The sequence below is a fragment of the Janthinobacterium sp. PC23-8 genome (genome assembly GCF_002250505.1).
Taxonomy (GTDB): Bacteria; Pseudomonadota; Gammaproteobacteria; order Burkholderiales; family Burkholderiaceae_D; genus Janthinobacterium.
The window spans coordinates 1,445,964-1,469,995 of the sequence record NZ_NJGY01000001.1 but is presented as its reverse complement, the minus strand read 5'-3'; the positions used below and the strand labels follow the sequence as shown (position 1 = coordinate 1,469,995).

Below are 24,032 nucleotides of genomic sequence, written 5' to 3'. Positions count from 1 at the left end.
TCGCTGGAGGCAGCATGGATGCTCGGTTGCAGCTGCTCAGGTAACGGAAATTGGCTCTACCATTGATACCGGTCGCGAGCGCCTAAAAAAGTGACCGTTAACAGGGTGTTGAAAAAGGAACCCAGTCCTTCGGATTTTGTCTCCCGACATGCGATTTTTTTGGGCTGGAAGCCGCTTTTTTCCTAAAAAGCAGTTTTCAGCCACTTTTCAGGCCGATTTTTGGCATTTTTTAGCGCTTTCTACCCACTTTGGACGGAGCTATCCCACCATCGCCGATAACCGCCAGCCAAAGATCGTCGCCATGCGTGTCAGGTTGTAAGCGGCGAAAGTAAACGTGGTCTGGGCACGCACTTTCGCAAGGCCGACGAAGCGCGCCTTGCGCAGTCCGCCGATGGTTTTGCTCCAGCCGAAGATCTCTTCGACCAGTTTGCGTTTCTTGATGCTCACCGCGTAGCCCGCATGGCGCGTGGTGCGTCCATCGATGGCGCTGTGTTTTTTTGCGCCACATGCGGCGTCACGCCCAGAGCGCGCAGTTCCTTGACGAACGCGGCCGCGTCGTAGCCCTTGTCGGCGCCCAGCGTCGCGCCGGATTTGTCGATGCTGCGCCCGGCCATGATCAGCGCCGCGTCCCGTTCGGCCGTGCCACTTGCCAGCGTGGTGGTGGCATCGACCACGAGGCCATTGCGGTTCTCCATCAGCGCGTGGCCCAGGTAGCACAGCCTTGACTTATCGCCGTCGCCTTTCTTGTACAAGCGCGCATCCGGATCGGTCGTCGATTGATGCGTCTCGTTGCAGCGTTTCTCGCCTTTGAAGTCGACCGTGGCGTTGCGCCCGCCGTCGCTCGGCGGCGGTCCGCTGCCGTCCTTCCTGGTGAAGCTCTTGACCGATGCCCACGCCTCGATCATGGTGCCGTCAACGGTGAAATGCTCGTCCGAAACGAGGTTTTTCCATTCGGCGATGCGCAGCACCTGGGCGAAGAAACGCTGTGTCATCGCTTCGCTGAACAGGCGCTCACGGTTGGCGCTGAAGGTTGAGTGATTCCACACGGCCTCGTCGAGATTCATGCCGACGAACCAGCGGTAGAGCAGGTTGTAATCGATGTGCTGCACCAATTGGCGCTCGGAACGGATGGAGAACAGCGTCTGGATCAGGCTGGCGCGCAGCAGGCGTTCCGGGGCAATCGAAGGACGGCCCCGACGCGAATACAGCGCCTGGAAATCATCGTTCATATTGACCAGGATGGCGTCGACCAGCACCCGCAATTTGCGCAAGGGATGCGCATTCGGGATGCGTTCTTCCAACGAGCGGTAGCTGTACAGAGAGTGCTGGGTGACGTCGGTCTTGCGCATGATGGCGGTGGGGAAGTGGGGCTGATGCAACAACGTTTACCGGCCCGTGACGGTTGACGGGCACAGCGATTAATTCAACACCCTGTTAAGGTGAATGAATCGCCGAAAATCTCTTGAATGCATCGAGATTTACGCGAATTCGCAATGGGATTCCTGTAACATTTTTACCAACTTGGCGAACTCATGTGATCGTTGCATTCGCCGATGTTGCTCAGGAACAGTCGAATCTGACGCAGGTGAAATTTTGCCGAGTCATGGATGAACCTCAAATTTTCGTTTATAGCGTCGTTACAGCGTAACGACGCTATAAACGATGTTCAGGGGAGAGCGCGATGGTGGAAACGGCAGCGGAGAGGCAAGCAAGCTATCGAGCGAGCAAAGTAATTAGCGGCAAGGACGGCGAGGGCCAGCGCCGGATCAATGTATGGCGCATTACCTGGTCGGCGCTGGCACTGAAACGGATCGCAGTCGTTACGGCGTAACGCAGCAGACGCTGATCGAAAACTATTACTTGCCGAAGACGAGCGCATCCCCGATGGGTTCGCTATTGACTTTGCCGAATGGAATGAATACTTCGGAATCAATATGCCATATGCGCTTGCTATCAGACCGCTTTCCGCCGGAAGTCAGAGGCTGATGTGATCTAGTCATAATCTGAAGCGCCACCGTGCTGCGAGCTCATACACTAAATCTAGCAAGAGAACCCACCAGGGTCAACTAAATGTCATTCCAGCAACTTTAAGTCTACCTATTTTTGCGCAAATAAGGCGAGGCAATCTTCAACTTGCTGCTCGCGGGGGGGGGGAGTGCTTCCGAGCAGACAAAAATGTTCGCTGATAGGTAACGAAGCGGTCAGGGCTACACTAATTATTTCAGTTTCTCTGAATAAATGGTTAGAATGGACACACAAAGTCTCTCAACCATTGTTTTGTATGTTATTTGCATGAGTCCAATTTATCTATGATGATTTCTTCAAATGCTGGCGGCGTGGGGGCGAAGGCAGGATTTCTTTTCCAAGACTATGCTGCCGCTCTATATGTCATCCAAATGTTAACCGATAAAACTTTGCTTGCTGTGCGATGTGAGGTAACAGACGATATAGACCTTATTTTTGATGATCACGAAGAATTTGTTCAGGTTAAAACTACAGATGGTGAAAGTAAGTGGACCATCACCGAAGTGTGCGCTGTGACCAAAAGAAAAAAAGAGAAAGGGAAGCCAAAACCTCTTCCTAGTGAAGACTCTATTATTCATAAATCGATGCAGTGCAAGGGTATTGGTAGAGTAGCGAAATTTCGAATTCTGAGTATGCGAGATGTTCGCAAAGAACTTTTGTATTTGCGAACGACGCCTAATAAGAGAATTGATAATAACGCGAGATCGGACTTTATATCTTCGCTTGAGACCAAACTAAATTCTTACGTCACCTCTAGCGGGCTTGCGGTGAAGGAATGGGTAGATAATGCATTTTGGGAAGTCGCGAGTTCTCTTGAGATACTGGAGCTTCGGGCAAGAAATTCGATACTTAAAGCAGCAATTTCACAAAGTATTGTCTTGGAGCCAGGAGTTGGGGATCAAGCGATCCTTAACTCGATACTGACGATAATTACGAAAAAAAGTGCATTATCTCGAACTATATATACTGCTGACGATAAAACTTATAAACGTGAAGACTTTATTTCGTGGTTTAGCAATGAAATAATACTGGTTGGCGAAAATACGGCTATCTACAAAAAAGTTTACTTTAACGGTGTTGGATCAAAGAATCCAATATTAGTTAAATTTATTGATTTGGGAGTTCCGGAAAAACTCGCGGGCATGGCGCTTGGACAAGGCTATGAAAGAGGAGTATATCGCTATCAATATATTGCAGAATCTGTCGTGGAGTGGTTGCCTGAGATATTACTAAGGCCTAGCGAATTGGCAGACAATACTGGGAAGAGTGTGCTTGGAAAGCTTAACCTGATCGCAGAAAGGCTAAATAAAGAAAAGAAAGAGCTAGCTTCGCTTATTGGGCGTGTTCTAATGCACTCCGCCTTACGGTTTTTTTCGGATAGTCAACCGGTTCCGGCTACCTTGTACGTAGATGCAGGCGCTGCATTCGACGAATTCGAAAATATTCATATTGTGAAACGATCTGCTGGTGACGAGCTTTGGTTAGGAATAAGCGAATTTTCCGAAAGCGCGGATCTTCCGGATGTGATGGAATCATTAGCTGAAAAGATAAATCTATTAATATCAAATGATTTTGGCAAGCAAAGACGTAGAATTCTGGATATAAAAGAGGATAGTTATTTTATTAACCACGATGTCGCAGACTTGCTAAACGAAAGCATCCCAATTGATGACAATATCGACCGGTTTTGCTTTGTGATATTTCTAGGTTATAAATCATCTCATTTTGAGTTGCGCGGCCAGTTGAGTAGTAATGATGCTCACCTTTTAGAAGCGCAATTATTATTTCAAGATATGATTTCCATTCTTTTGTCGAAAGATACATTTTTCCATAAAATGAGATTTTTTGTATATCTTTTCCCAAACCCTTGTTTAACGACGTTGCAACAAGCTGTTGCCGAGAAATTGCAAAGCACAAAATATGTCTAAAAAATTCGAGACTGCTATAAGCTCTCTTGGGAGCAATCAGTTAGATACTTTCGTATACCTGAGCACTGCGAACAGTTTGCTCTCGAATCCATACGAGGAAGTGCTTGGTAGAGAGCTGGTCATTCGTGCATTAGATGCTAAAGAGAAATTCATTAACCATCTTGGTATCTTGAAAGCTATGGTGCGTAAGGCGGGTCTTTATCCATATCTTAGTAGTGAGTTCGCGAAAATCTCCATCGAGGAGCAATATGCTATAGAGATATACCGAGCCGCTTATCTGCCCGGATTTATATATCATTCGATGCAGCTAAAAATCCTGAAATTACTAAATGAGGGTAGAAATGTCGTATTGAGCGCCCCGACTAGTATGGGGAAAAGTGCAATCGTTGACTCGCTCATAGCAAGTGATAAATATTTTCGAGTGGTTATCGTAGTGCCCACAATTGCACTTATTGATGAGACACGGCGACGAATTGCCCACAAATTTGCGTCGCGCTATGATGTTATTTCTCATAATTCGCAGGAGCTACGAGATTCACGGAAAACAGTGTTCGTGCTCACCCAAGAGCGCATTAATGAACGAACTGATCTCAAACACATAGATTTGTTCGTAATTGATGAGTTTTACAAGTTGGCTTTCAAAAAAAATGATGCTGACGCAAGAACTATCTCACTAAATATCTGCCTGAGTAAATTACTGCTCGTAAGTAAACAGTTTTACATGATCGGCCCTAGCGTTGACGAGGTGCGCGGACTAAACGACTTTGGTCGAAATTATGTTTTCGTACCTTCTGCATTTAATACAGTAGCGGTAAATGTTACAGAATATAATATTCCTGCGAACGATCGTGAGGAAAAAACCCGAGCCTTGTTGAAAATACTTAGGCCCATTGGGTCGACTTCTGGTGAGCAAACAATTATTTATTGTCGTTCTCCACAGGCAGCAGCGGAAATCGTGGAGAGTTTGATAGAAAATGAAATTGGAGCAAGTGTTCGTTCCAGTTATACCGACTGGATCGACACTCACTACAGCACGACCTGGGCATATTCTCGTGCAGTGCGCGCCGGCATCGGTATTCATCACGGTTCTTTGCCTCGCGCCATTCAGCAATACACTATTGATCTATTCAATGAGAAAAAATTAAAGGTGTTGATTTGTACGGCCACAATAATTGAGGGTGTAAATACAAATGCAGAAACGGTAGTTGTATTTGATAATCGAAGCGGAACTGGATCGATTGATCGATTCACTCATAATAATATAAAAGGACGTGCGGGTCGTATGAATGTGCATTTTGTTGGAAATGTACATTGCCTCGAAAAAATTCCTGAAGATACAATTGAGGGGCGAATTGTTGATGTTCCGCTCGGTCTACAAAGCTCCTCCACGCCACCAAATTTACTAGCGGGTATTGAAACGGAACATGTCCAAGAGGCTGCTGCAGGCACGTTGAGTGACTATATTGCTTCGAGTCATGTACCGCTGTCGATCCTGAAGAAGCATGCTACATATCGGGTAGAGACTCTCCGTGCAGTTCTGGAGGCAGTAAAAGCTCATTCAAATTATGAACTGGAGGAGGCTTGTTCGAAGAAGCCTAGCGCAGCTCAGCTAGAGCTAATGTGTAACGCATTGAGAATTGCAGAATACCGAACACTATTGCATTTGAACTTGCATTCACAAGAATCGGACCTGAAATTAAAAATTTCGCGTTATTTATTTGCAGAAAGTCATCAGTCATATCTCGACGAAATAATTGCGTGGATAGATTTGCATTATGCTACAGATATTTTAAAATCCACTGCTATGGATCGCGATCTAAAAATAATCCGTAATATATTTGGATTCGCAGTCCCTCGGACATTGTCTCTTCTGCAAGATCTTATAAATCACGTTATTAATGAGCGCGGTCTCCTTTTCTCGGCTCAGTTCGATTATGTTAAAGCTAAATTTGAAAATAGCCATCTTCCCGGTGTATTTTCTGCGCTTGAAGAGATGGGGATTCCCGTGCAAACGCTTAGTAAAATAAAAAGTGAGCGCTTGGCAAAAGTAAATGTTAACGTATTAGCACGTTATCTCCGCCTTCGGTATCGATCCATGAAGAATCTTACTGACTTAGATAAAAAATTTATAGCACGTGCATTGACATAATTAAGCATTCACGTTCCTAACGAAAACGTTAATGTTTTAGAATACATTTCTACGATATTACACTTTTATACAGGCATGACGTGCCATTCTTGAGAGCTTTTTTGAAATCTGGAGGACCCCAGATCTTCGACGTTTCACATGATATGGTTTGCGGGAGAAAGATGGTGGACGGTTCGCTTGCACTAGCTGTGTCTTATCTCTCTAGATCCCTCCTTTTACAAGCTGCCACAGCTCGGCGCCTCACGCTGAGAAGAGCCTGACTTTAAGTTTCAGCGGTTGTGGCGCCCGGGGCCGCTGTTTGTTGACTAAAGCATAGAAGAGCTGGAGCCGAGTAGGCTCGACCCAACCGTGTGTCTGGCTATCAAAACTTGACCCGGTGGGTCAGTTTCCGGTCGGCGCCAACAAAGGGGTTGAGGCGATCGCGTTGAAACTTATAAGCGCTGAGTCCAAAACCTCATAGTTAATTTACATCGCTGGCCTCTTTTAGTTTTGCAAGCATAAATCGAAGACGTTTAAATCGTGGCTCATCGAGAATTCGGATTTGTCCAATACTCGCTAAATCGAAAATGTCACTTGCTCGATCCAGTCTAGCTAGAAGAGGTGACGCGATTCCGTCAACTAGGTCTGCGAACTCGACAATATCACTATAGGACGTAGGGATTTTGTACCCGCGAGGAGAGCTTGCAACAATCACGTCATGGTCGCGAAGTTTCGATATGACGCTTGACCTTAAGTAATGCTTTGTTACTTCAGTGAACCCATGTAGATGCAGGTGTTCTACGATTTTCTGGGTTGGAATATGGACTTCTTCATTTGTCGAGAACGTTGCTTGGAAGAGCAGGAATTGAAGTGTTGCTTCTTGAATTCTTCTTTCTATATCATCGTCTTGCGACGAACGGTTGAGAAAGCTAGTGGCTGAATTTAATGAAATATTACGAATCTTTTCGTCTAATTGATTTGACCCTGAGATTTCTTTACCGTGCCACTCATAGCGCGGAGGCCACTCATCCACACGAATTCTTTTGTTTGTGATAAACGTTAAAAAATTTTTCCGGAATTGCTCTGTCGATTTTTTTTCGTAGAGCTTAGCTATGGTGCCGACAAGAAAATCAGCCAACTGAATTAAAACGCTTGTCTTACTATCTAGCATCTTCAGTTCACCTGTGGAGAACAGGTCCGGTTTGTGATTCTCGCGAATGTATTTTGTAAAACTTGAAGTAAATTCAGGGCTTCCATGGCCATCAGCGAAAATCGAAACGTCAGCTATATTTTTGAAAAGTGCGGAGTATAGTCGTCCATTGGCAAATTTTATAAATGATTTTTTATGTCTCAGTCCGCTGTCTTTGTCCACTCTTTCCTTATCGACTGCAACAGCATAGAATTGAAAATCTATTGGTGCCAGCTCTGCAAGAATCCGAATTCTACGCTTATCCTTTACATTGCTCGACTTCATCTCTCCCACGCCGAAATGTTTGGCGCGGATTACCTCAATCGCAGCCTCCAACTCGGAGACTTTAGTCTGTGGGACCAGAACTGCCAACACTAAAAAATATTTGGATGCCCCCTCTTTTTCAGTCGCGAGATCGTGATTGCCAGATTCGTCTATGTAGGCCGCGTAATTATTCATGCATGCTCCTGTTAGTGCCACATCGGTCAGCCGTCGGAAAATTCTAATAAGGTTTTAAATGCTTAAAGGCTGAGCGTAGGATAGCCAAAAAATAGGTACAATGCGACTTACCCACAGCACTAGTGCCAAACTTGGCACTTTTCTTATGCCTATACCTAGCTTTGAGCGTGCCAACGCGATGGAAAGCCAAGACGTACTCGCGTTGCTACGTGATCGCGTTCGCATGGAACGTAAGAAATTGGGCTTTACCCAGACAACATTTGCTGAGAGATGCGGTATTCCGTTGCGTACTTTTAAGCGATTCGAGTTGGGAGGTTGCGACTCCGTAGAAGTTTTAATACGCGTTGCGCAGGGATTTGGACGAGGTGCGGGTTTCGAGACGCTCTTCCCAGCGCACTTCATACCGTCGAAGCCACGTGGGCTAGATGCTGCATTGACGAGCATCCGTTCGAAATTAAATGACGGGGTAGTTAAAGGTCAGCCTCTTGAGCCAGATCTTTGAAGTGAAAGTGCTGTTACGTGAGGGCGAGGTTCCTGAGTGTGAGCGCCGTGTCGAAGATCGCAGCCTGATCGTCAAGACCGTTGCCTCTGGTGGTCGTACCCCACCCCCTCCATAAAGTTCGGACGCTGCGGGACGTCTTGGGATGACCAGACGTAAAAAAGCCGCAGTCTCCAGAGGGAGAACTACAGCTTCTTCGCCTTCCTGGTACCTTGGAAGATGAATTCTTGGTGGTGATAGGTGGACTTGAACCACCGACCCCAGCATTATGAATGCTGTGCTCTAACCAACTGAGCTATATCACCCAACAGCCGAGCATTATCCGGTCTTCCGTTTTCCTTGTCAATGCCGGCCGCAAAAAATCTGTGGGTTTTTCGCCCCGGCTTAGCTCAGGCGCGTCCGGATCTGCGCCAGCATCTGTCCGGCCGGGTCAGCACCCAGGCAGTCGATGACGATGCGCTCCGGCATGGAACGCAGCCAGGTCAGCTGGCGCTTGGCCAGTTGGCGCGTGGCGATAATGCCTGTCTCGCGCAGTGCGGCGCGGTCGATGCGACCGTCGAGGTAGTCCCAGGCCTGGCGGTAGCCGACGCAGCGCATCGAAGGCAGGCCCGGGTGCAGGTCGCCGCGCCGGCGCAGCGTTTCCACTTCGTCCAGCAGGGCGTCGTCTTTCAGCATGGCATCAAAACGCGTGGCGATGCGCGCGTGCAGCACGGCGCGGTCGGACGGCTCCAGCGCAAACGACTGCAGCTGGAATGGCAGCACGGTTTTTTCGCGCAGCGCCAGCAGGGCCGACATGGGCTGGCCCGACAGGGCGATGATTTCCAGCGCGCGCTGGACGCGCTGCGCGTCGTTCGGCGCCAGGCGCGCCGCCGTGACGGGATCGAGCGCGGCCAGGCGCGCATGCATGGCGGGCCAGCCGATGGCGGCCGCGTCTTCTTCCAGTTGCACACGCAGGGCCGGGTCGGCGCCGGGCAGGTCGTCCAGGCCATCGGCCAGAGCCTTGAAATACAACATGGTGCCGCCGACCAGCAGTGGCAACTTGCCGCGCGCCGTGATCTCACTCACCAGGCGCAGGGTAGCGTTGCGGAACTGCGCCACCGAGTAGGCGTCGAGCGGGTCGATGATATCGATCAGGTGATGCGGCACGGCCGCCAGTTCGTCAAGCGTGGGCTTGGCCGTGCCGATATCCATGCCGCGATAGACGAGGGCGGAGTCGACCGAGATGATCTCGGAAGGGATGGCTTGCGCGATGGCCAGCGCGCAGGCGGTCTTGCCGCTGGCCGTGGGGCCCATGATGGCGACGGCGGGGGGGAGCGTGGGGGTGTTGGTCATATTGAATCTACTGCCCACGTAAAAATAATTTATCGAGCGCATTGATCTCGACCTGCACCCAGGTCGGCCGACCATGGTTGCACTGGTCGGCGCGCTCGGTGCTTTCCATCTGGCGCAACAGGGCGTTCATTTCCTGCACTGACAGGATGCGGTTGGCGCGCACGGCCGTGTGGCAGGCGAGGGTGCCCAACAGTTCGTTCTGGCGCTCGATCAGCACGCGCGAGCCGCCGTATTCGCGCACGTCGCGCAGCACGTCGCGCGCCAGCGTCTGCGCGTCGGCGTTTTTCAGCAGCGTCGGCACGCTGCGCACGGCCAGGGTGGTGGGCGACAGGGCGGCGATATCGAAGCCCAGCGCCTTTAACGTGTCCTGGTTTTCGTTCGCCGTCGACACTTCGATCGCGTCCGCATAAAACGTCACGGGAATCAGCAAGGCTTGCACCTGCATGTCCTGGCCCGACACCTGCGCCTGCAGCGCGTTTTTCAGCTGCTCGTACAGGATGCGCTCATGTGCCGCGTGCATGTCGACCAGCACCAGGCCCCTGGTGTTCTGCGCCAGAATATAAATGCCGTGCAGCTGGGCCAGGGCGAAGCCCAGTGGATACTCTTCGCGCGCCATCGCTTCGGGCGAGGCGACATAGGGCTGCACCTGCGTGACCGGCGACGCGGCGCCGCCAAACAGCGCGCCATACGCGGCCGTCGTCTGCTCAACCCCCGGCGCGTCGGCAAAGAAGGGCACGGCGCCGCCAGCCGGGACCGGGACCGGGGCCGGCGCAAAGGTATTGGTGAACTGCGCGCCGAACGAGGTCTGCGTCTGCTCGCGGCGCCATAGGCCAGGTCCACCCAGGCCGGGGCCAGCAGTATCGCCGCCGAGGCTGGCGGCGGCCGGCAAGGGCGCCGGCACGCTGCCAAAAGCGGTGGCCGAGGTTTGCGCCAGCGCGCGCTGCACCGCGTGGAACACGAACTGGTGCACCGAGCGGCTGTCGCGGAAGCGCACTTCGATTTTGGACGGATGGACGTTCACGTCAACCAGCGACGGGTCGAGATCGAGCGCCAGCACGTAGGACGGAAAGCGGTCGCCGTGCAGCACGTCCTGGTAGGCCATGCGCACCGCGTGCACCAGCAGCTTGTCGCGCACGAAGCGGCCGTTGACATAAAAGAACTGGCCGTCGGCGCGCGCCTTGGAGGCCGTTGGCAAGCCGGCAAAGCCGTGCAGGCGCAGGCTGCCGGCCGCTTCGTCCAGCGCCAGGCGCGCTTCGGCAAAATCATTGCCAAGGATATGCGCGCTGCGCCTGGCCAGTTCAGTGATGTTCCATTGATCGATGGTGCGGCCGTTGTGCGACAGCGAGAACGACACGTCGGGCCGCGCCAGCGCGATGCGGCGCACGACTTCGGCGCAGTGGCCGTATTCGGTCTGTTCGGACTTCAGGAATTTGCGCCGCGCCGGGGTATTGAAATACAGGTCCTGCACGTCGACCGTGGTGCCCGGTGCGCCCGACGAGGGCGCCACCGTGCCAGTGTGCGAGCCGACGATTTCCCAGGCGTGGTCAGCGTCCGCCGTGCGCGAGGTGACGGTGACGGCCGCCACCGACGCGATCGAGGCCAGCGCCTCGCCGCGAAAGCCCAAAGTACCGACGTTTTCCAGGTCGTGCAGCGAGGCGATTTTTGACGTGGCGTGGCGCGCCAGGGCCAGCGGCAGCTGGTCTTTGGCTATGCCGCGGCCGTTGTCGGTGATCGCGATGCGCTTCACGCCACCCTCTTCCAGGCGCACGGTGATCTGCGTGGCGCCCGAGTCGAGCGCGTTTTCCAGCAGCTCCTTGACCACCGCCGAAGGCCGCTCGACCACCTCGCCGGCGGCGATTTGCGAAATCAGCTGGTCAGGCAGGGCCTGGATCGGACGGTGGGGCGTGAGGGGAGCGTTCATGCCGTGATTATAGCGTGGCTGGCGTGACGCCTATTTCCCCACCTCGCGTACCGGTATCGGTGCATTGCACAAGTCAACATGCCCGGCCTGCACCTTGCTCCACGGTCCGCCCCGGTTGCGCTGGGCTTCCAGTACGCCCTGGTAGGCGGCGCTGTCGGTGCGCATCACTTCCAGCCGCACGCGCTGTTCAGGCGGCACTTCCGATGCCAGGCGCACGGACTTGATCGGCACGTTTTTGTCCGGGCTGTCGTAAAAGCCCATCGGTCCGGCGCCGCGTGGCAGGGTCGAGAGCAGGGGCATGCCGGAGACCACCCGCCCGACCACCGTGATGTCGCGGTCCAGGTGGCGCGGCGACTGGCCGATGACGGCGTACAGCTCGGTGCCGCCGCCGCTGTCGCTGCCCACGTCGCGGCCCACGCCGACGGTGGCGTAGCAATGCGTGAGCCAGGCGGTGCCGCTTTGCGGATCGCGCGCCGAAGCAAAACCGTTGCTGTGGCCCACTTGCGGCGCGTAGCCGTCCGCGTCAGGCAGGCGCGTGAAGCTGCTGATGGTGTTCATCGGCACGGTAAATTCGCCGGGCAGGGTGCGCTGTGCATGATGGATGGCTTTCGGATTCTTTTCATCGGGGTCGCCCCATTGCGCCACCCAGTTGTCCTGCGCGCGCGTGATCGCCAGGCCGTCGTAATAGCGCTCGGCCACCAGCGCCTTGATATTGGCCACGTGCTTCGGCGCGAACTCGGGCGCCAGTTCGATCACGACGCGCCCTGCCGCAATATCCAGGTACAAGGTATTGGCCGGGTCCAGCGCGCGCCAGTCGGCCGGCGTGGACGCCTTGATGGTGTCGGCCACCGTCGGTTTGGCGGGCAGTTCGGCTGGCGCGCGGATGGTGGCGGCGTGCAGGGACGGCAGCGCGGCGCCGAGGGCGGCGGCGATGGTCAGTGCCGTGAGGTGGGGTTTTCGCATGGTCTCTCCTGGCTGGCGCGGCTTGCGCCCGGCGGAAAGTGTATAACGCAATAGCAATATTTCGGAAGGAAAAACATGGCGCAACAGCGCGCCCGCATGTGATGCCGCAAGGCCGGCGGCTTGCGGTTTCCTTAACCTGGCCTTAAATTGTGACACCGCGTGCCACGCTTGCCCGGGCGCTGATAAATTAATCACGAAATATCGGCCCCGGGACTGCCGTCGCACAGGCTCGGTGGTGTATGATTCCGGCGCTACCTTTAGGGAAAAAAATATGGATTTTGTGCAATTCCTCGACATGATTGTTCATGTCGACAAGACACTCGGCCTCTTGATTGAACAGTACGGCACGCTCGTGTATGCGGTGTTGTTCGCCATTATTTTTTGTGAAACAGGTTTGGTGGTGCTGTTTTTCTTTCCCGGCGATACCTTGCTGTTTATCGCCGGCGCTTTTTGCGCGACCGGCCAGATGCACCTGGGCCTGCTGATCGCTTTGCTGGTCACGGCCGCCGTCACCGGCAATACCCTCAATTACTGGATAGGCGAGGCCATCGGGCAAAGGGTGTTTACCCACGATTACCGCTGGATCAACAAGGACGCCATGCGCCGCACGCATGAGTTTTTTGAAAAGCATGGCGGCAAGACGATCATCCTGGCGCGCTTCGTGCCGGTGGTGCGCACCTTTGCCCCGTTCGTGGCCGGTATTTCCGACATGACGCACACGCGCTTCCAGATGTACAACATCACGGGCGCGGTGCTGTGGGTGGTGGGCCTGGTCACGGCCGGCTACTTCTTTGGCAATATTCCGTGGATCCGCGACCACCTGACCCTGATCGTGCTGATCGGCGTGGGCGCGGCCGTGGTGCCGGTGGCGCTGGGCGGCATCTGGAAACTGTACAAGAAAATGACGGCCAGGTCGGCTTGATCGCAGCACACGGCTGCGTGGCCATCGCGCCCGCAGCCGGCTTTTCCCTTCTTTTGTCCTGTCGTGCCTCCCCCTGCATTCAAGTTTTGGATCTTTCCAGCCGTAAACCAGAGAGTACTCTTACTTTCTGGATTTCCATGCGACACTTGAGCGCCCTGTTAGCTTGCAGCCTGGCCGTGATGACGGCGATGGCCAGCGCCAAAGATGCCCCCGCGTCGCCGGTTCCCGCCGCCAAGGCTCCCGCGTCGGCGTCCGAGCGCGCGGCCGCCATGAAAACCCTGACCGAGTCCGTCAAGGGCAAGCCGCCCGTGATCGTGGCCCCCACCGCGCGCGACAAGGAAGAGGCGTCCGAAGTCGATCTGTCCGAACGCATCGCGGCACGCCTGGCGGCCATGCGCGCCACCCAGGCCGCCCGCGCGGCCGCCCGTGCCAGGCACGCCACCGTGGCGAAAGCCGCGCCGTCTGCGCCAACGCCACCGGTGGCGCGCGGCACGCACTGGTCGTACGAAGGCGACAGCGGCCCGGCCAACTGGAGCAAGATCAATGTGGACTGGGGCAAGTGCGGCAGCGGCAACCGCCAGTCGCCGATCGATATCCGCGACGGCATGAAGGTGGAACTGGAGCAGATCAGTTTTGACTACCATCCCTCGTCGTTCAACGTGATCGACAACGGCCACACGGTGCAGGTGGGCGTGGGCAGCGGCAACTACCTCACGGTGCAGAACCGCATGTTCGAGCTGCAGCAGTTCCATTTCCACCGGCCGTCGGAAGACCGCATCAATGGCAAGACCTATGAGATGGTGGTGCACCTGGTGCACCGCGACGCCGAAGGCAAACTGGCCATCCTGGCGCTGATGCTCGAACGCGGTACGCCGCAAGCGACCATCCAGACCGTGTGGAACAACCTGCCGCTGGAGAAATTCGACACCATGAGCCCGTCGATTCTGCTCGACCCGATGGAGATGGTGCCGGCGCGGCGCGATTACTACACCTACATGGGCTCGATGACGGAGCCGCCCTGCAGCGAGAACGTGCTGTGGCTGGTGATGAAGCAGCCGGTGCAGGCGTCGGCGGCGCAGATGGCGCTGTTCAGCCGCTTGTATCCGCTGAACGCACGCCCGGTTCAGGCTACCAACGGCAGGATCATCAAGGAATCGAATTGAACTGCAACTGCGCGCTGCCATGCCATGCGGCGCCGGCGGCCAGCAGGTCCGGCTCGATCAGGGCCGCTTCGATGCAGACAAAACGCGTATATTCATCGTCGGCCAGGTCGGGCAGGGCGGCTGCGTCCTGCGCGCCCGGATTCCACACCACCGCATCGGTAAAACCCTGTTGCGCCAGGCGCAGCGTGTCGCCGCCTGAGGCCAGTTGCAAGGGGCCGGGCAGCTGGTGATAGATGCGATCCAACTTGTCGGCAAATTGCAGCACCTCTTCGGCTTGCAGCGCGTCCGGCGGCGTCTCGTCCGAATAGCGCACGCGCTGCAGGCCGGTGATGCGCGCCTGGTCCAGCCGCTCGATGGCGAAATAGCTGTGCAGGGCGGCCGAAAACGGGAAGGCCTGCTCGCCCGTGTTGTGCACGGTAAAATCGATATCGAGCGACTGGTCTCGCACCGCCACGCGCAGGCGCAGCGCAAACGCGAATGGCCAGGCGGCGGCGATCGCCGGCGGCAAAGCGTCCTGGGTCAGGCGCAATTCGACCCAGGCAGCGCCGTCGTCCACGCCGCTGGCTGCTTGCTGCCAGGTCGCCACGCGGGCAAAGCCGTGGCGCATGCCGGCGCCGCGCGCGCCGAACTGCGGGAAGATCACGGGCACGCCGCCACGGATCGCGCGGCTGCCGTCGAGCTTTGACTCGCGGCTGCAGAACAGGCGTTCGCGGCCATCGCTGCTGCGCCACGACACCAGGTGGCCGCCGTACAGCGTTACCGTCGCCTGCGCGCCATCGGCGGCGCGGATGGTCACGGCCGGCAACTGGCCAAATGTGTTCTTGCTCATGCTTGTGTTCCTGTCAGGTCATGCGGCTTTTCGCCAGCGGCGGATTTTTCGCAAAATAATTCTTGATGCCCGTGACGATGGCGTCGGCCATCTGGTCCTGGTAGCCGTTGTCGGTCAGCTTGGCTTCTTCTTCCGGGTTGGAAATAAAGGCGGTCTCGATCAGGATGGAGGGAATGTCGGGCGCTTTGAGCACGGCGAAGCCGGCCTGCTCGACCGAGCCCTTGTGCAGGCGGTTGATGCCGCCGATTTCGCGCAGCACGGCCGCGCCCAGCTTCATGCTGTCGTTGATCTGCGCGGTGGTCGACAGGTCGAGCAGCACGCTGGCCAGCTGCCGGTCGTGGTTGCCCATGTTGACGCCGCCGATCAGGTCGGCCTGGTTTTCTTTATCCGCCAGCCAGCGCGCCGCGCTCGAGGAGGCGCCTTTTTCGGACAGCGCGAACACGGACGAACCGCGCGCGGTCGGCTGCACGAAGGCGTCGGCGTGGATCGAGACGAACAGGTCGGCCTGCACCTTGCGCGCCTTTTCCACGCGCATGCCGAGCGGGACGAAAAAGTCGGCGTCGCGCGTGAGCATCACGCGCATGTTCGGCAGCAGCTCAAGCTTGGCTTTCAAGCGCTTGGCAATGGCCAGCACCACGTCTTTTTCGCGGCTGCCACGGCTCCCGCTGGCGCCCGGGTCCTCGCCGCCATGGCCGGGGTCGAGTGTGACGGTAATCATGCGCACCACTTTCTGGCCCGGCTGGCGCCGCGCCTCGGGACGCTGTTCCGGGCGCAGGTCGGGGCGCATCGCCGGCACGGCGGGCGTAGCCGGCACGCCCGGTATCACCACGACCAGCGGCGGCTTGCCGCTTTCGGGCAGGGGCAGCGCCGGCGGCGGCGTGTGCGTGTCGCTCATCAACGGCTTGTTCGGGTCGCTCGACCAGTCGCCTTTTTCGATCATCTGCGCGATCAGGTCCGGTTCCTGCACCGGATACAAATCGAAGATCAGGCGGTGGTTATAGGCGCCCGCCGGCGGCAGGGTAAACAGCTGCGGGCGCACTTCTTCCTTCAGGTCGAACACCAGGCGCACCACGTGCGGCCGGTTCTGGCCCACGCGCACCTGCTTGATGTACGGATCGTTTGACTGGATCTTGGCCACCAGGCCCTTGAGCGTGGGATTGAGTTCGAGTCCCTCGATATCGACCACCAGGCGTTCCGGGTCCTTGACGATGAAATGGGTCGCCTTGAGGATGCTGTCGTTTTCCAGCGTGACGCGGGTGTAGTCGTCGGCCGGCCAGACGCGCACGGCGAGGATTTGCGCCGCCATCGCCGACATCGGCGCGAACACGGACAACAGCAGGGTGCCGCCGGCCTTCAGTACCGTACGCCGTGTGATCGGCGACGATATCAAAGGTTCGGGGCGAATGTGAGACGGTGGAGGCATGACAGACCCAATTCAGAAGACGCTTGCAATTTTACATCACGGCCCTGTCCCGCCACGCTCAAATAAATAGCGAGGTCGGCCGGCGGCAGCACCGGAAAGGCTTTTTCCGGCCACTCGATGATGCAGATGTTATGGCCGTCGAAGTCCTCGCGAAAACCGGCGTCGAGGAATTCTTCGGCGCTGCCCATGCGGTACAGGTCGAAGTGAATCACCTGCACGGCCTGGCCGTCCAGCTGTATCGAATACGGTTCGGACAGGGTGTAGGTGGGACTTTTTACATGGCCCGCATGGCCGGCCGCGTGCAGCAGGGCGCGCGTGAGGGCCGTCTTGCCGGCGCCCAGGTCACCGTGCAGATGGATCGCCAGTCCCGGCGCCAGCGCGCGCGCCAGGGCGCTGCCCAGGGCGGCCGTGCCGGCTTCATCGTGGAGATGGGCTTTGAAGTGTTCGGTCATGGTTGTCGGTATCGCATAAAATAGAGGCCGCCTGCGCCTGCGCGCAGCAGTCATTGTAACCGCCAGCGCTGCTGCCGCATTTCGTAAAGTTTCCTATGTCCACCACCGTCACCGATCTCGTCGCCTTGGCGCGCACCATCAAGCAATGGGGGCGCGAGCTCGGTTTTGCCGAGGTGCGCATCGCCGATGTCGACCTGGCGCACATGGAGGCGCCCTTGCAGGCCTGGCTGGACGCAGGGTATCACGGCGAGATGGAATACATGGCCAGCCACGGCATGAAGCGTGCGCGTCCGGCCGAACTGGTGCCGGGTACGGTGCGCGCCATCAGCGCGCGCATGAACTACCTGCCGCCGGCGCTGGGGCCCGACTGGCGCGCACACGAGGCGGCGCGCGACGCCGATCCGTCGGCCGCCGTGATCTCGGTGTACGCGCGCGGGCGCGACTATCACAAGGTGATGCGCTCGCGCCTGCAGCAGCTGGCCGAACGCATCAAGGGCGAAATCGGCGACTTCGGCTACCGCGTGTTCAGCGATTCGGCGCCCGTGATGGAAGTCGAACTGGCCACCAGGGCGGGGCTGGGCTGGCGCGGCAAGCACACCTTGCTGATCAACCGCCAGGGCGGCTCCTTCTTTTTTCTCGGCGAGATCCTGGTCGACGTGCCGCTGCCGGTCGATGCGCCCGAGACCCCGCGCTGCGGCCAGTGCTCGGCCTGCATCACGGTGTGCCCGACCCAGGCCATTCTGGGACCGCACAAGCTCGACGCGCGCCGCTGCATCTCCTATCTCACCATCGAATTGAAGGGCGCGATTCCGGTCGAGATGCGTGCACTGATCGGCAACAAGGTGTATGGCTGCGACGATTGCCAGACCGTCTGCCCGTGGAACAAGTTCGCCCAGCGCGCCGTGGTGCCCGACTTCGACGAGCGCCACGGCCTGGGCAGCGCCGGCATGGCCCAACTGTTCGCCTGGAGCGAAGAAGAGTTCAACCGCCGCATGGAAGGCAGCGCGATCCGCCGCATCGGCCACGAACGCTGGCTGCGCAACCTGGCCGTCGGCATGGGCAATGCAGCGGCCAAGGCCAAGGGCCAGCCCGATATCGTGGCGGCGCTGCTGTCACGGCGCGACCATCCGTCCGCGATGGTGCGCGAACACATTGAATGGGCGCTGGCCCTGCACGGCGTGGCCTGAGCCAGTTACATTTCTTTTCCTTGACTTATCGATATATCGTTATAAGATGACGATACCTACTAACGATATATCTTTAAAGAAGAGAAAACATGAGAAACTCGGCATACACAGAACAGGGCCATGGCGGCCGCCATCACCATCATCATGACCACCACCATCGGCATGAGCGCATGGATCTGCACGGGCGCGGACCGCGTGGCGGCCTTGACGGCAACGGCGGCGAACGCGGCGACGGCATGGGCCGTGGCGGGCGCGGCGAACGCGCCGAGCGCGTGTTTGGCCGCGGCGACCTGCCGCTGATCGTGCTGGCGCTGATCGAGATCAGCCCGCGCCACGGTTACGAAATCATCAAGGCCATCGAAGAGCGTTGCGCCGGCGCCTATGCCCCCAGCCCGGGCGCGGTCTACCCGACCTTGACCTTGCTCGAAGAGCAGGACCAGGTGACGGCGTCCGATAGCGGCAGCGGCAAGAAGCTCTATACCATCACGGAGCAGGGCCGCCTTTATCTCGACGCCAACCGTGCCCAGGTCGACGGCATTTTCGCCCGTCTCGACATGGTCGCCCGCATGCAGGCGCGCCGCGCGCTGCCCGAGCGCCTGCACCAGGCCATGCATACCCTCAAGCACGCGCTGCTGCTCAATAAAACCAGCTGGAGCGACGAGCAGACCGAACGGGTAGCCGCCATCCTGGAAAAAGCCGCCAACGAGATCGTCGACGGCCACTGATCTTCACCGACAAAGGACAGAACATGACTGATGCAGCAAGCACTTCCCAGCGCCCGCACGCCGTCGAACGCCTGCGCCATGAACTCAAGCTGCGCGTACTGACGGTGGTGCGCACCGAGGCGCTGACGGCGCACATGCGCCGCATCACCCTGGCCGGCGGCGACCTTGACGGTTTTGTGTCGCCCTCGCACGACGACCACGTCAAACTGTTTTTCCCGGCGTCCGGCGACAGCCGGCCGGTATTGCCGGCGCTGGGCAAGGGCGCCAATCCGATTCAATACGCCGACGGCGCGCGTCCGGTCGCGCGCAACTACACGCCGCGCCGCTACGACCCGCTCAAGGGCGAGCTCGAGATCGACTTCGTGCTGCATGGCGACGGGCCGGCATCAAGCTGGGCCGCGCAAGCGGCGCCGGGCCAGACCCTGGGCGTGGGCGGGCCGCGCGGCTCGATGGTGGTGCCGCTCGACTTTGACTGGTATGTGCTGGTCGGCGACCAGACGGCGCTGCCGGCGATCGCGCGCCGCCTGGAACAACTGCCGGCCGGCGCGCGCGCGATTGCCGTGATTGAAACCATCGAGGATGGCGAGCAGCTGGCGCTGGAGTCAGTCGCGCAGGTCGATCTGCACTGGGTCGGGCGCAATGGCCGCAGCGGCGCGCTCTTGCTGGAAGAACTGCGCGCGATCGCCTTGCCGCAGCAGGGCGACGGCCATGTGTGGGTGGCGTGCGAGCATGCGCAGGTGCAGGGGCTGCGCACGCATTTTATCGACGCCGGCGTGCCGAAGCAGCATTTGCATGTGGCCAGTTACTGGAAGCATGGCACGGCCGAGCATCATGAACACCATGATGATTGATCAAGCCCGGCGGCTGATGCTGATGTCGTCTGGTTAAGCTGTGCCATGCATTTGCAGGCGCAAGGCACAAAACGGCGGGCCGGAGACGCGGCCCGATGTGCCCGTGCCGGCGACTCAGGTTTTAATTCGCTTTGCGGGTGGACTCAAGGCGCAGGGACGTAACTTGCCGGCTAAGGCTAAGGGGCTACTTCAGCAACCCCGCCAGCTCCACCGCCGTCTTGACCTGCATCTTGTCGAAAATATGCGCGCGGTGCACTTCCACCGTGCGCATGCTGATGCCCAGCTTGTCGGCTACCACCTTGTTCATCTTGCCGGCCAAAATCAGGTCCAGCACTTCGCGCTCGCGCGTCGACAGGGTGGCCAGGCGGGCGTGCACGGCGGCCAGTTCGCCGGCCTGGCGCGAGCTGGCCAGGCCCTGCTGCACGCGGTCCATCAGGTCGTTGTCGTTGAACGGCTTTTCAAAGAAATCGAGCGCGCCGCGTTTCAGGCTGTCGACGGCCATCGGCACGTCGCCGTGGCCGGTGAGGAAAATCACCGGCAGGCGCGCCGCCAGGTCGCGCTTGACCAACTGGTCGAACAGGGCGATGCCGTTCATGTCGGGCATGCGCACGTCGAGCAGCACGCAGTCGCCCTGTTCGTCAAAGCTGCCGTCCAGGCTGTCGAGGAACTGCTGTGCGCTGGCGTAGCTGCGGGCCTCGATGCCGCGCGAGGCGGCCAGCCAGGACAGGGAGTCGCGCACTACTTCTTCGTCGTCGATAATATGCAGCATGGTCTCTCCGGTAACAGTCGTCGCTGTCGTTATGCGTTGGTCGCGTTATGCGTTACGTTGCGGTTACGGTGCGCGGCACGGCCGGCACGCTGAAGGTGAAGATGGTGCCGCCGGCCGGGTTCGCACCAAAAGTCAGCGCGCCGCCATGGAACTCGATGGCGGTGCGGCAGATATTGAGGCCCATGCCCATGCCTTCGGCCTTGGTCGAGAAAAACGGCGAAAACAGGCGTTCGGCCACCTCCTCGGGGATGCCATGGCCCTGGTCGATCACCTCCACCGTCACCATTTCCTGCTGTGCGTCGTAACTGGCGCGCAGGCGCATGATACGCCGTCCAGGCGCGGCGTCCTGCATCGCCTCGATGGCGTTGCGCGTCAGGTTCAGCAGCACCTGCTCGATCATCACCGGATCGGCATGCAGCAGCGGCAGCTCGGGCGCAATTTCCTCGACGATGGTGACATAGAATTTGCGCGCCTGCAGGTCGATCAGCGCGCGGATGCCATCGAGCAGGCTGCGCACAGCGATGTCCTGGCGCTGCGGCTCGCTCTTGCGCACGAAATCGTGCACGCTGCGGATGATCTGGCCAGCCCGCTGCGCCTGCGCGCTGGCCTGCTCCAGCGCCGGTTTGAGGGTATTGGCTGGTACCGGCTGGCCGCTGTCGCTGGCCCTGCTGATCAGGTTCAGCGCGCCGGTGGTATAGCTGGAAATGGCCGCCAGCGGCTGGTTCAGCTCATGCGCGAGCATGGAGGCCAGTTCGCCCATGGTGGCCAGGCGCGAACTGGTCTGCAGCTTTTCCTGCTGCTGGCGATTGAGTTCCTCGACCCGCTTGCGGTCCGAGATATCGAGCACGGAGCCCATCCAGCCGGTCTGCTTGCCGTTCTTGTCGACCAGCGGCGCCTCGAAAATCAGCACCGGCACGCGGGTGCCGTCGGGGCGCTGGAAATAGGTTTCGAACTGCGGCGTCAGGTCGCCGGCCAGCGCCTTGGCAAAGCGCTGCTGGTATTCGTCCATTGCTTCGGGCGCCCAGTAGGGCATCGGCGGCAATCGTCCCAGGATGTCTGCCGAGCTGTAGCCGACCATCTGGCAGAACGCCGGATTCACATACGTCACGCGCCCCTCCAGGTCGCGCGCGCGCATGCCGGTGACCAGCGAATTTTCCATCGCCGTGCGAAACAGCATCTGCTGGCGCAGCGCGCCTTCGGCCGTCAGACGGCGCGAGATATGGCGCCACAGGGCCAGCAAGCTCCACAGCAAACCGAGCGACAGGGCGATGACCGAGCCGACCAGCAGGTTGGGCAGCAGCTTGGGCTGGCTTTTCACGCTGTCGGTAAACAGGGTGATGTTCGCGCCCGGCACGTCGAGCGCGCGCTTGTGCGTGTAGACGCCGTGGCCGGGGCCGGCGGCGGCGCGCCGCGCCAGCACCTTGTCGTCGCGGTCGATCAGCGAAATCTGGTTATCCTGGGCGAACCACCAGGGCACCATTTCATCGAGCAGGCTACTGATCTGATAGGTGGCCACCAGGCTGCCGATATAGTGCTGGCCGTTGTACAAAGGCTGATGGTAGTCCATCAGCATGGCGCCGGGCGGGACGTCGGGAAAGCCGCTTTGCTGCGCCGGCTGGGCGTACTGGCCACGGTGCAGCCGGCGCGCATTGTCGGCGGCCGTCAGCGAAGCGGGCGCGAACGTCAGCGCATGGGGCACGCCGGCGTCGCTGCTGGCGAGCATCTTGCCGCTGGTGTCGAGCCACAGCACGCGCTGCAGTTCACGGCCATTGCGCAACATCTGCTGCAGCCGCTCGCGCACCTTTGGCGTGTCCAGCATGCCGCTGGCGATGTCGGCCCCCAGGTTGTACAGGCTTTCCTCATTGCGTCCAAGCTGAAAGCGGATGGTTTGCTCCACCCACAGGGTGTCGGCGATCAGCTGTTCCTGGCGTTCGTTGCTTTCCATCTGGCGCGCCTGCCATGGCAACCAGAACAGGACCGACAGGAACAGCAGCAGCAGGATCACCGGCAGCAGCCAGCGCACCGGACTGGACAATTTAAAACGGCGCGCGAAAGTGGGGGGACGGTTCATGGGATCGCAGGGTAGCGGCTAATCGGCACGCGGCTATTGTGGTTAACCACAATAGTCATGAATTTTTCTTTGGCGGAATATCGAAATAGACAAATAATAAATTTTAAAAAACCATACAGGAGACAGCAATGCACATGAAATCCATTCTGGTCGCGCTATGCGCGGCCATCGGCGCCACCGCCGCCGTCGGCGCCCATGCCCAGGCCCCGATCGTCATCAAATTCAGCCATGTGGTGGCCACCGATACGCCAAAAGGCCAGGCTGCCGAGCGCTTCAAGCAACTGGCCGAGAAAGCCACCAACGGCAAGGTCAAGGTCGAACTGTATCCGAACAGCCAGCTGTACAAGGACAAGGAAGAGCTTGAAGCCCTGCAACTGGGTGCGGTGCAGATGCTGGCGCCTTCGCTGGCCAAATTCGGCCCGCTGGGCGTGAAGGAATTCGAAGCGTTCGACCTGCCGTATATTTTCCCGACCAAGACCGCCCTGTACAACGTCACCGAAGGCGATATCGGCAAGAGCCTGCTGAAAAAGCTCGAACCCAAGGGTATCACGGGGCTGGCGTACTGGGACAATGGTTTCAAGGTCATGTCGGCCAACAAACCGCTGCACAAGCCGGCTGACTTCAAGGGCCTGAAGATGCGCATCCAGTCGTCCAAGGTGCTCGACGCACAGATGCGCGCGCTGGGCGCCAATCCACAGGTGCTGGCTTTTTCGGAAGTGTATCAGGCCCTGCAGACCGGCGTGGTCGATGGCACGGAAAATCCGCCGTCGAACATGTATACGCAAAAAATGCATGAAGTGCAAAAGCATGTGACTGTGTCCAATCATGGCTACCTGGGCTACGCCGTCATCGTCAACAAGAAATTCTGGGATGGCTTGCCGCCGGAGATACGCGGCCAGCTGGAAAAAGCCATGCGCGAAGCGACGACGTTTGAAAAAGCCATCGCCCAGCGCGACAATGACCAGGCCCTCGACGCCATCAAGAAGACGGGCAAGACCCAGGTCTACACCCTGACGGTGCAGGAGCAGGCTGAATGGCGCCGTGCGCTCGCGCCCGTGCAAAAGAGCATGGAAGAGCGCATCGGCAAGGAGCTGATCTCGGCCATCAACAAGGAAAGCGCCAAGTAAACACGGCGCAGTTCCGCCGCGCCGCTGCGCGGCGGGCGGGGGAACGCTCCCGCCATTGATGCCCGAACC

Annotated in this window: 17 protein-coding genes, 1 tRNA gene and 1 pseudogene; 8 read left to right on the top strand and 11 right to left on the bottom strand. The window is 58.1% G+C overall.

Features of this window, described 5'->3' with window-relative positions; genetic code table 11:
• Positions 1-258: 258 nt before the first annotated feature.
• A pseudogene (locus CD932_RS06320) lies at positions 259-1,349 on the bottom strand (IS5 family transposase).
• A 960-nt stretch (positions 1,350-2,309) separates the two neighbouring features.
• On the opposite strand from CD932_RS06320, the gene CD932_RS06315 reads away from it, so the two are divergent.
• Both CD932_RS06315 and CD932_RS06310 read left to right on the top strand, forming a co-directional pair.
• On the top strand, positions 2,310-3,953 hold the full coding sequence (locus CD932_RS06315) for a dsDNA nuclease domain-containing protein (protein ID WP_094441889.1): 1,644 nt from the start codon (positions 2,310-2,312) through the stop codon (positions 3,951-3,953).
• The gene (locus tag CD932_RS06310; RefSeq protein ID WP_094441888.1) at positions 3,946-6,102 is read left to right on the top strand and encodes a DEAD/DEAH box helicase; all 2,157 of its coding nucleotides are present in this window, start codon (positions 3,946-3,948) and stop codon (positions 6,100-6,102) included. The genes CD932_RS06315 and CD932_RS06310 overlap by 8 nt, the downstream gene beginning before the upstream one ends.
• 460 nt (positions 6,103-6,562) lie before the next feature.
• Here CD932_RS06310 and CD932_RS06305 read toward each other — a convergent pair whose 3' ends face one another.
• From CD932_RS06305 to CD932_RS06285, 5 genes are all read right to left on the bottom strand, one after another.
• Complete coding sequence (locus CD932_RS06305; RefSeq protein ID WP_094441887.1) at positions 6,563-7,729, bottom strand: DUF3800 domain-containing protein; 1,167 nt, start codon at positions 7,727-7,729, stop codon at positions 6,563-6,565.
• Between the two features lie 727 nt (positions 7,730-8,456).
• Positions 8,457-8,533, bottom strand: a tRNA-Met gene (locus CD932_RS06300).
• A 79-nt stretch (positions 8,534-8,612) separates the two neighbouring features.
• Positions 8,613-9,560, bottom strand: coding sequence for a tRNA (adenosine(37)-N6)-dimethylallyltransferase MiaA (miaA, locus tag CD932_RS06295; protein ID WP_094441886.1), 948 nt, complete (start codon positions 9,558-9,560; stop codon positions 8,613-8,615).
• Between the two features lie 7 nt (positions 9,561-9,567).
• The gene (mutL, locus tag CD932_RS06290) at positions 9,568-11,481 is read right to left on the bottom strand and encodes a DNA mismatch repair endonuclease MutL (RefSeq protein ID WP_094441885.1); all 1,914 of its coding nucleotides are present in this window, start codon (positions 11,479-11,481) and stop codon (positions 9,568-9,570) included.
• A 30-nt stretch (positions 11,482-11,511) separates the two neighbouring features.
• Positions 11,512-12,444 carry a peptidylprolyl isomerase gene (locus CD932_RS06285; RefSeq protein WP_094441884.1) on the bottom strand — a complete coding sequence of 311 codons (933 nt, stop codon included), beginning with the start codon at positions 12,442-12,444 and terminating at the stop codon, positions 11,512-11,514.
• 271 nt (positions 12,445-12,715) lie between these two features.
• On the opposite strand from CD932_RS06285, the gene CD932_RS06280 reads away from it, so the two are divergent.
• Complete coding sequence (locus tag CD932_RS06280) at positions 12,716-13,366, top strand: VTT domain-containing protein (RefSeq protein WP_094441883.1); 651 nt, start codon at positions 12,716-12,718, stop codon at positions 13,364-13,366.
• A 137-nt stretch (positions 13,367-13,503) separates the two neighbouring features.
• Positions 13,504-14,529: a carbonic anhydrase gene (locus CD932_RS06275; RefSeq protein ID WP_094441882.1), complete on the top strand. Its 1,026-nt coding sequence runs from the start codon at positions 13,504-13,506 to the stop codon at positions 14,527-14,529.
• On the opposite strand, the gene CD932_RS06270 is transcribed toward CD932_RS06275, so the two are convergent.
• From CD932_RS06270 to tsaE, 3 genes are read right to left on the bottom strand one after another with little or no spacing between them, the layout of a single operon-like run.
• Positions 14,513-15,358, bottom strand: a complete 846-nt coding sequence (locus CD932_RS06270) for a D-hexose-6-phosphate mutarotase (RefSeq protein WP_094441881.1) — start codon at positions 15,356-15,358, stop codon at positions 14,513-14,515. The genes CD932_RS06275 and CD932_RS06270 overlap by 17 nt on opposite strands.
• Positions 15,359-15,371: 13 nt before the next feature.
• A complete protein-coding gene (locus CD932_RS06265) occupies positions 15,372-16,781 on the bottom strand; it encodes an N-acetylmuramoyl-L-alanine amidase (RefSeq protein ID WP_094441880.1) in 1,410 nt (469 codons plus the stop codon).
• Positions 16,745-17,233 carry a tRNA (adenosine(37)-N6)-threonylcarbamoyltransferase complex ATPase subunit type 1 TsaE gene (gene tsaE / locus CD932_RS06260; protein WP_094441879.1) on the bottom strand — a complete coding sequence of 163 codons (489 nt, stop codon included), beginning with the start codon at positions 17,231-17,233 and terminating at the stop codon, positions 16,745-16,747. The genes CD932_RS06265 and tsaE overlap by 37 nt, the downstream gene beginning before the upstream one ends.
• A gap of 95 nt (positions 17,234-17,328) precedes the next feature.
• Between tsaE and queG the strand changes: the two genes are divergently transcribed.
• The 3 genes from queG (at position 17,329) to CD932_RS06245 (ending at position 19,996) form a co-directional block, all read left to right on the top strand.
• The gene (gene queG / locus CD932_RS06255; RefSeq protein ID WP_094441878.1) at positions 17,329-18,420 is read left to right on the top strand and encodes a tRNA epoxyqueuosine(34) reductase QueG; all 1,092 of its coding nucleotides are present in this window, start codon (positions 17,329-17,331) and stop codon (positions 18,418-18,420) included.
• A gap of 89 nt (positions 18,421-18,509) precedes the next feature.
• Complete coding sequence (locus tag CD932_RS06250; RefSeq protein WP_094441877.1) at positions 18,510-19,145, top strand: PadR family transcriptional regulator; 636 nt, start codon at positions 18,510-18,512, stop codon at positions 19,143-19,145.
• Between the two features lie 23 nt (positions 19,146-19,168).
• Positions 19,169-19,996, top strand: coding sequence for a siderophore-interacting protein (locus tag CD932_RS06245; protein ID WP_094441876.1), 828 nt, complete (start codon positions 19,169-19,171; stop codon positions 19,994-19,996).
• 184 nt (positions 19,997-20,180) lie between these two features.
• Here the strand turns inward: CD932_RS06245 and CD932_RS06240 are convergent, their stop codons facing one another.
• The gene (locus CD932_RS06240) at positions 20,181-20,765 is read right to left on the bottom strand and encodes a response regulator transcription factor (protein WP_094441875.1); all 585 of its coding nucleotides are present in this window, start codon (positions 20,763-20,765) and stop codon (positions 20,181-20,183) included.
• Between the two features lie 52 nt (positions 20,766-20,817).
• A complete protein-coding gene (locus CD932_RS06235; protein WP_094441874.1) occupies positions 20,818-22,836 on the bottom strand; it encodes a PAS domain S-box protein in 2,019 nt (672 codons plus the stop codon).
• Positions 22,837-22,964: 128 nt separating this feature from the next.
• On the opposite strand from CD932_RS06235, the gene CD932_RS06230 reads away from it, so the two are divergent.
• Complete coding sequence (locus CD932_RS06230) at positions 22,965-23,963, top strand: TRAP transporter substrate-binding protein (RefSeq protein WP_094441873.1); 999 nt, start codon at positions 22,965-22,967, stop codon at positions 23,961-23,963.
• Positions 23,964-24,032: the final 69 nt, after the last annotated feature.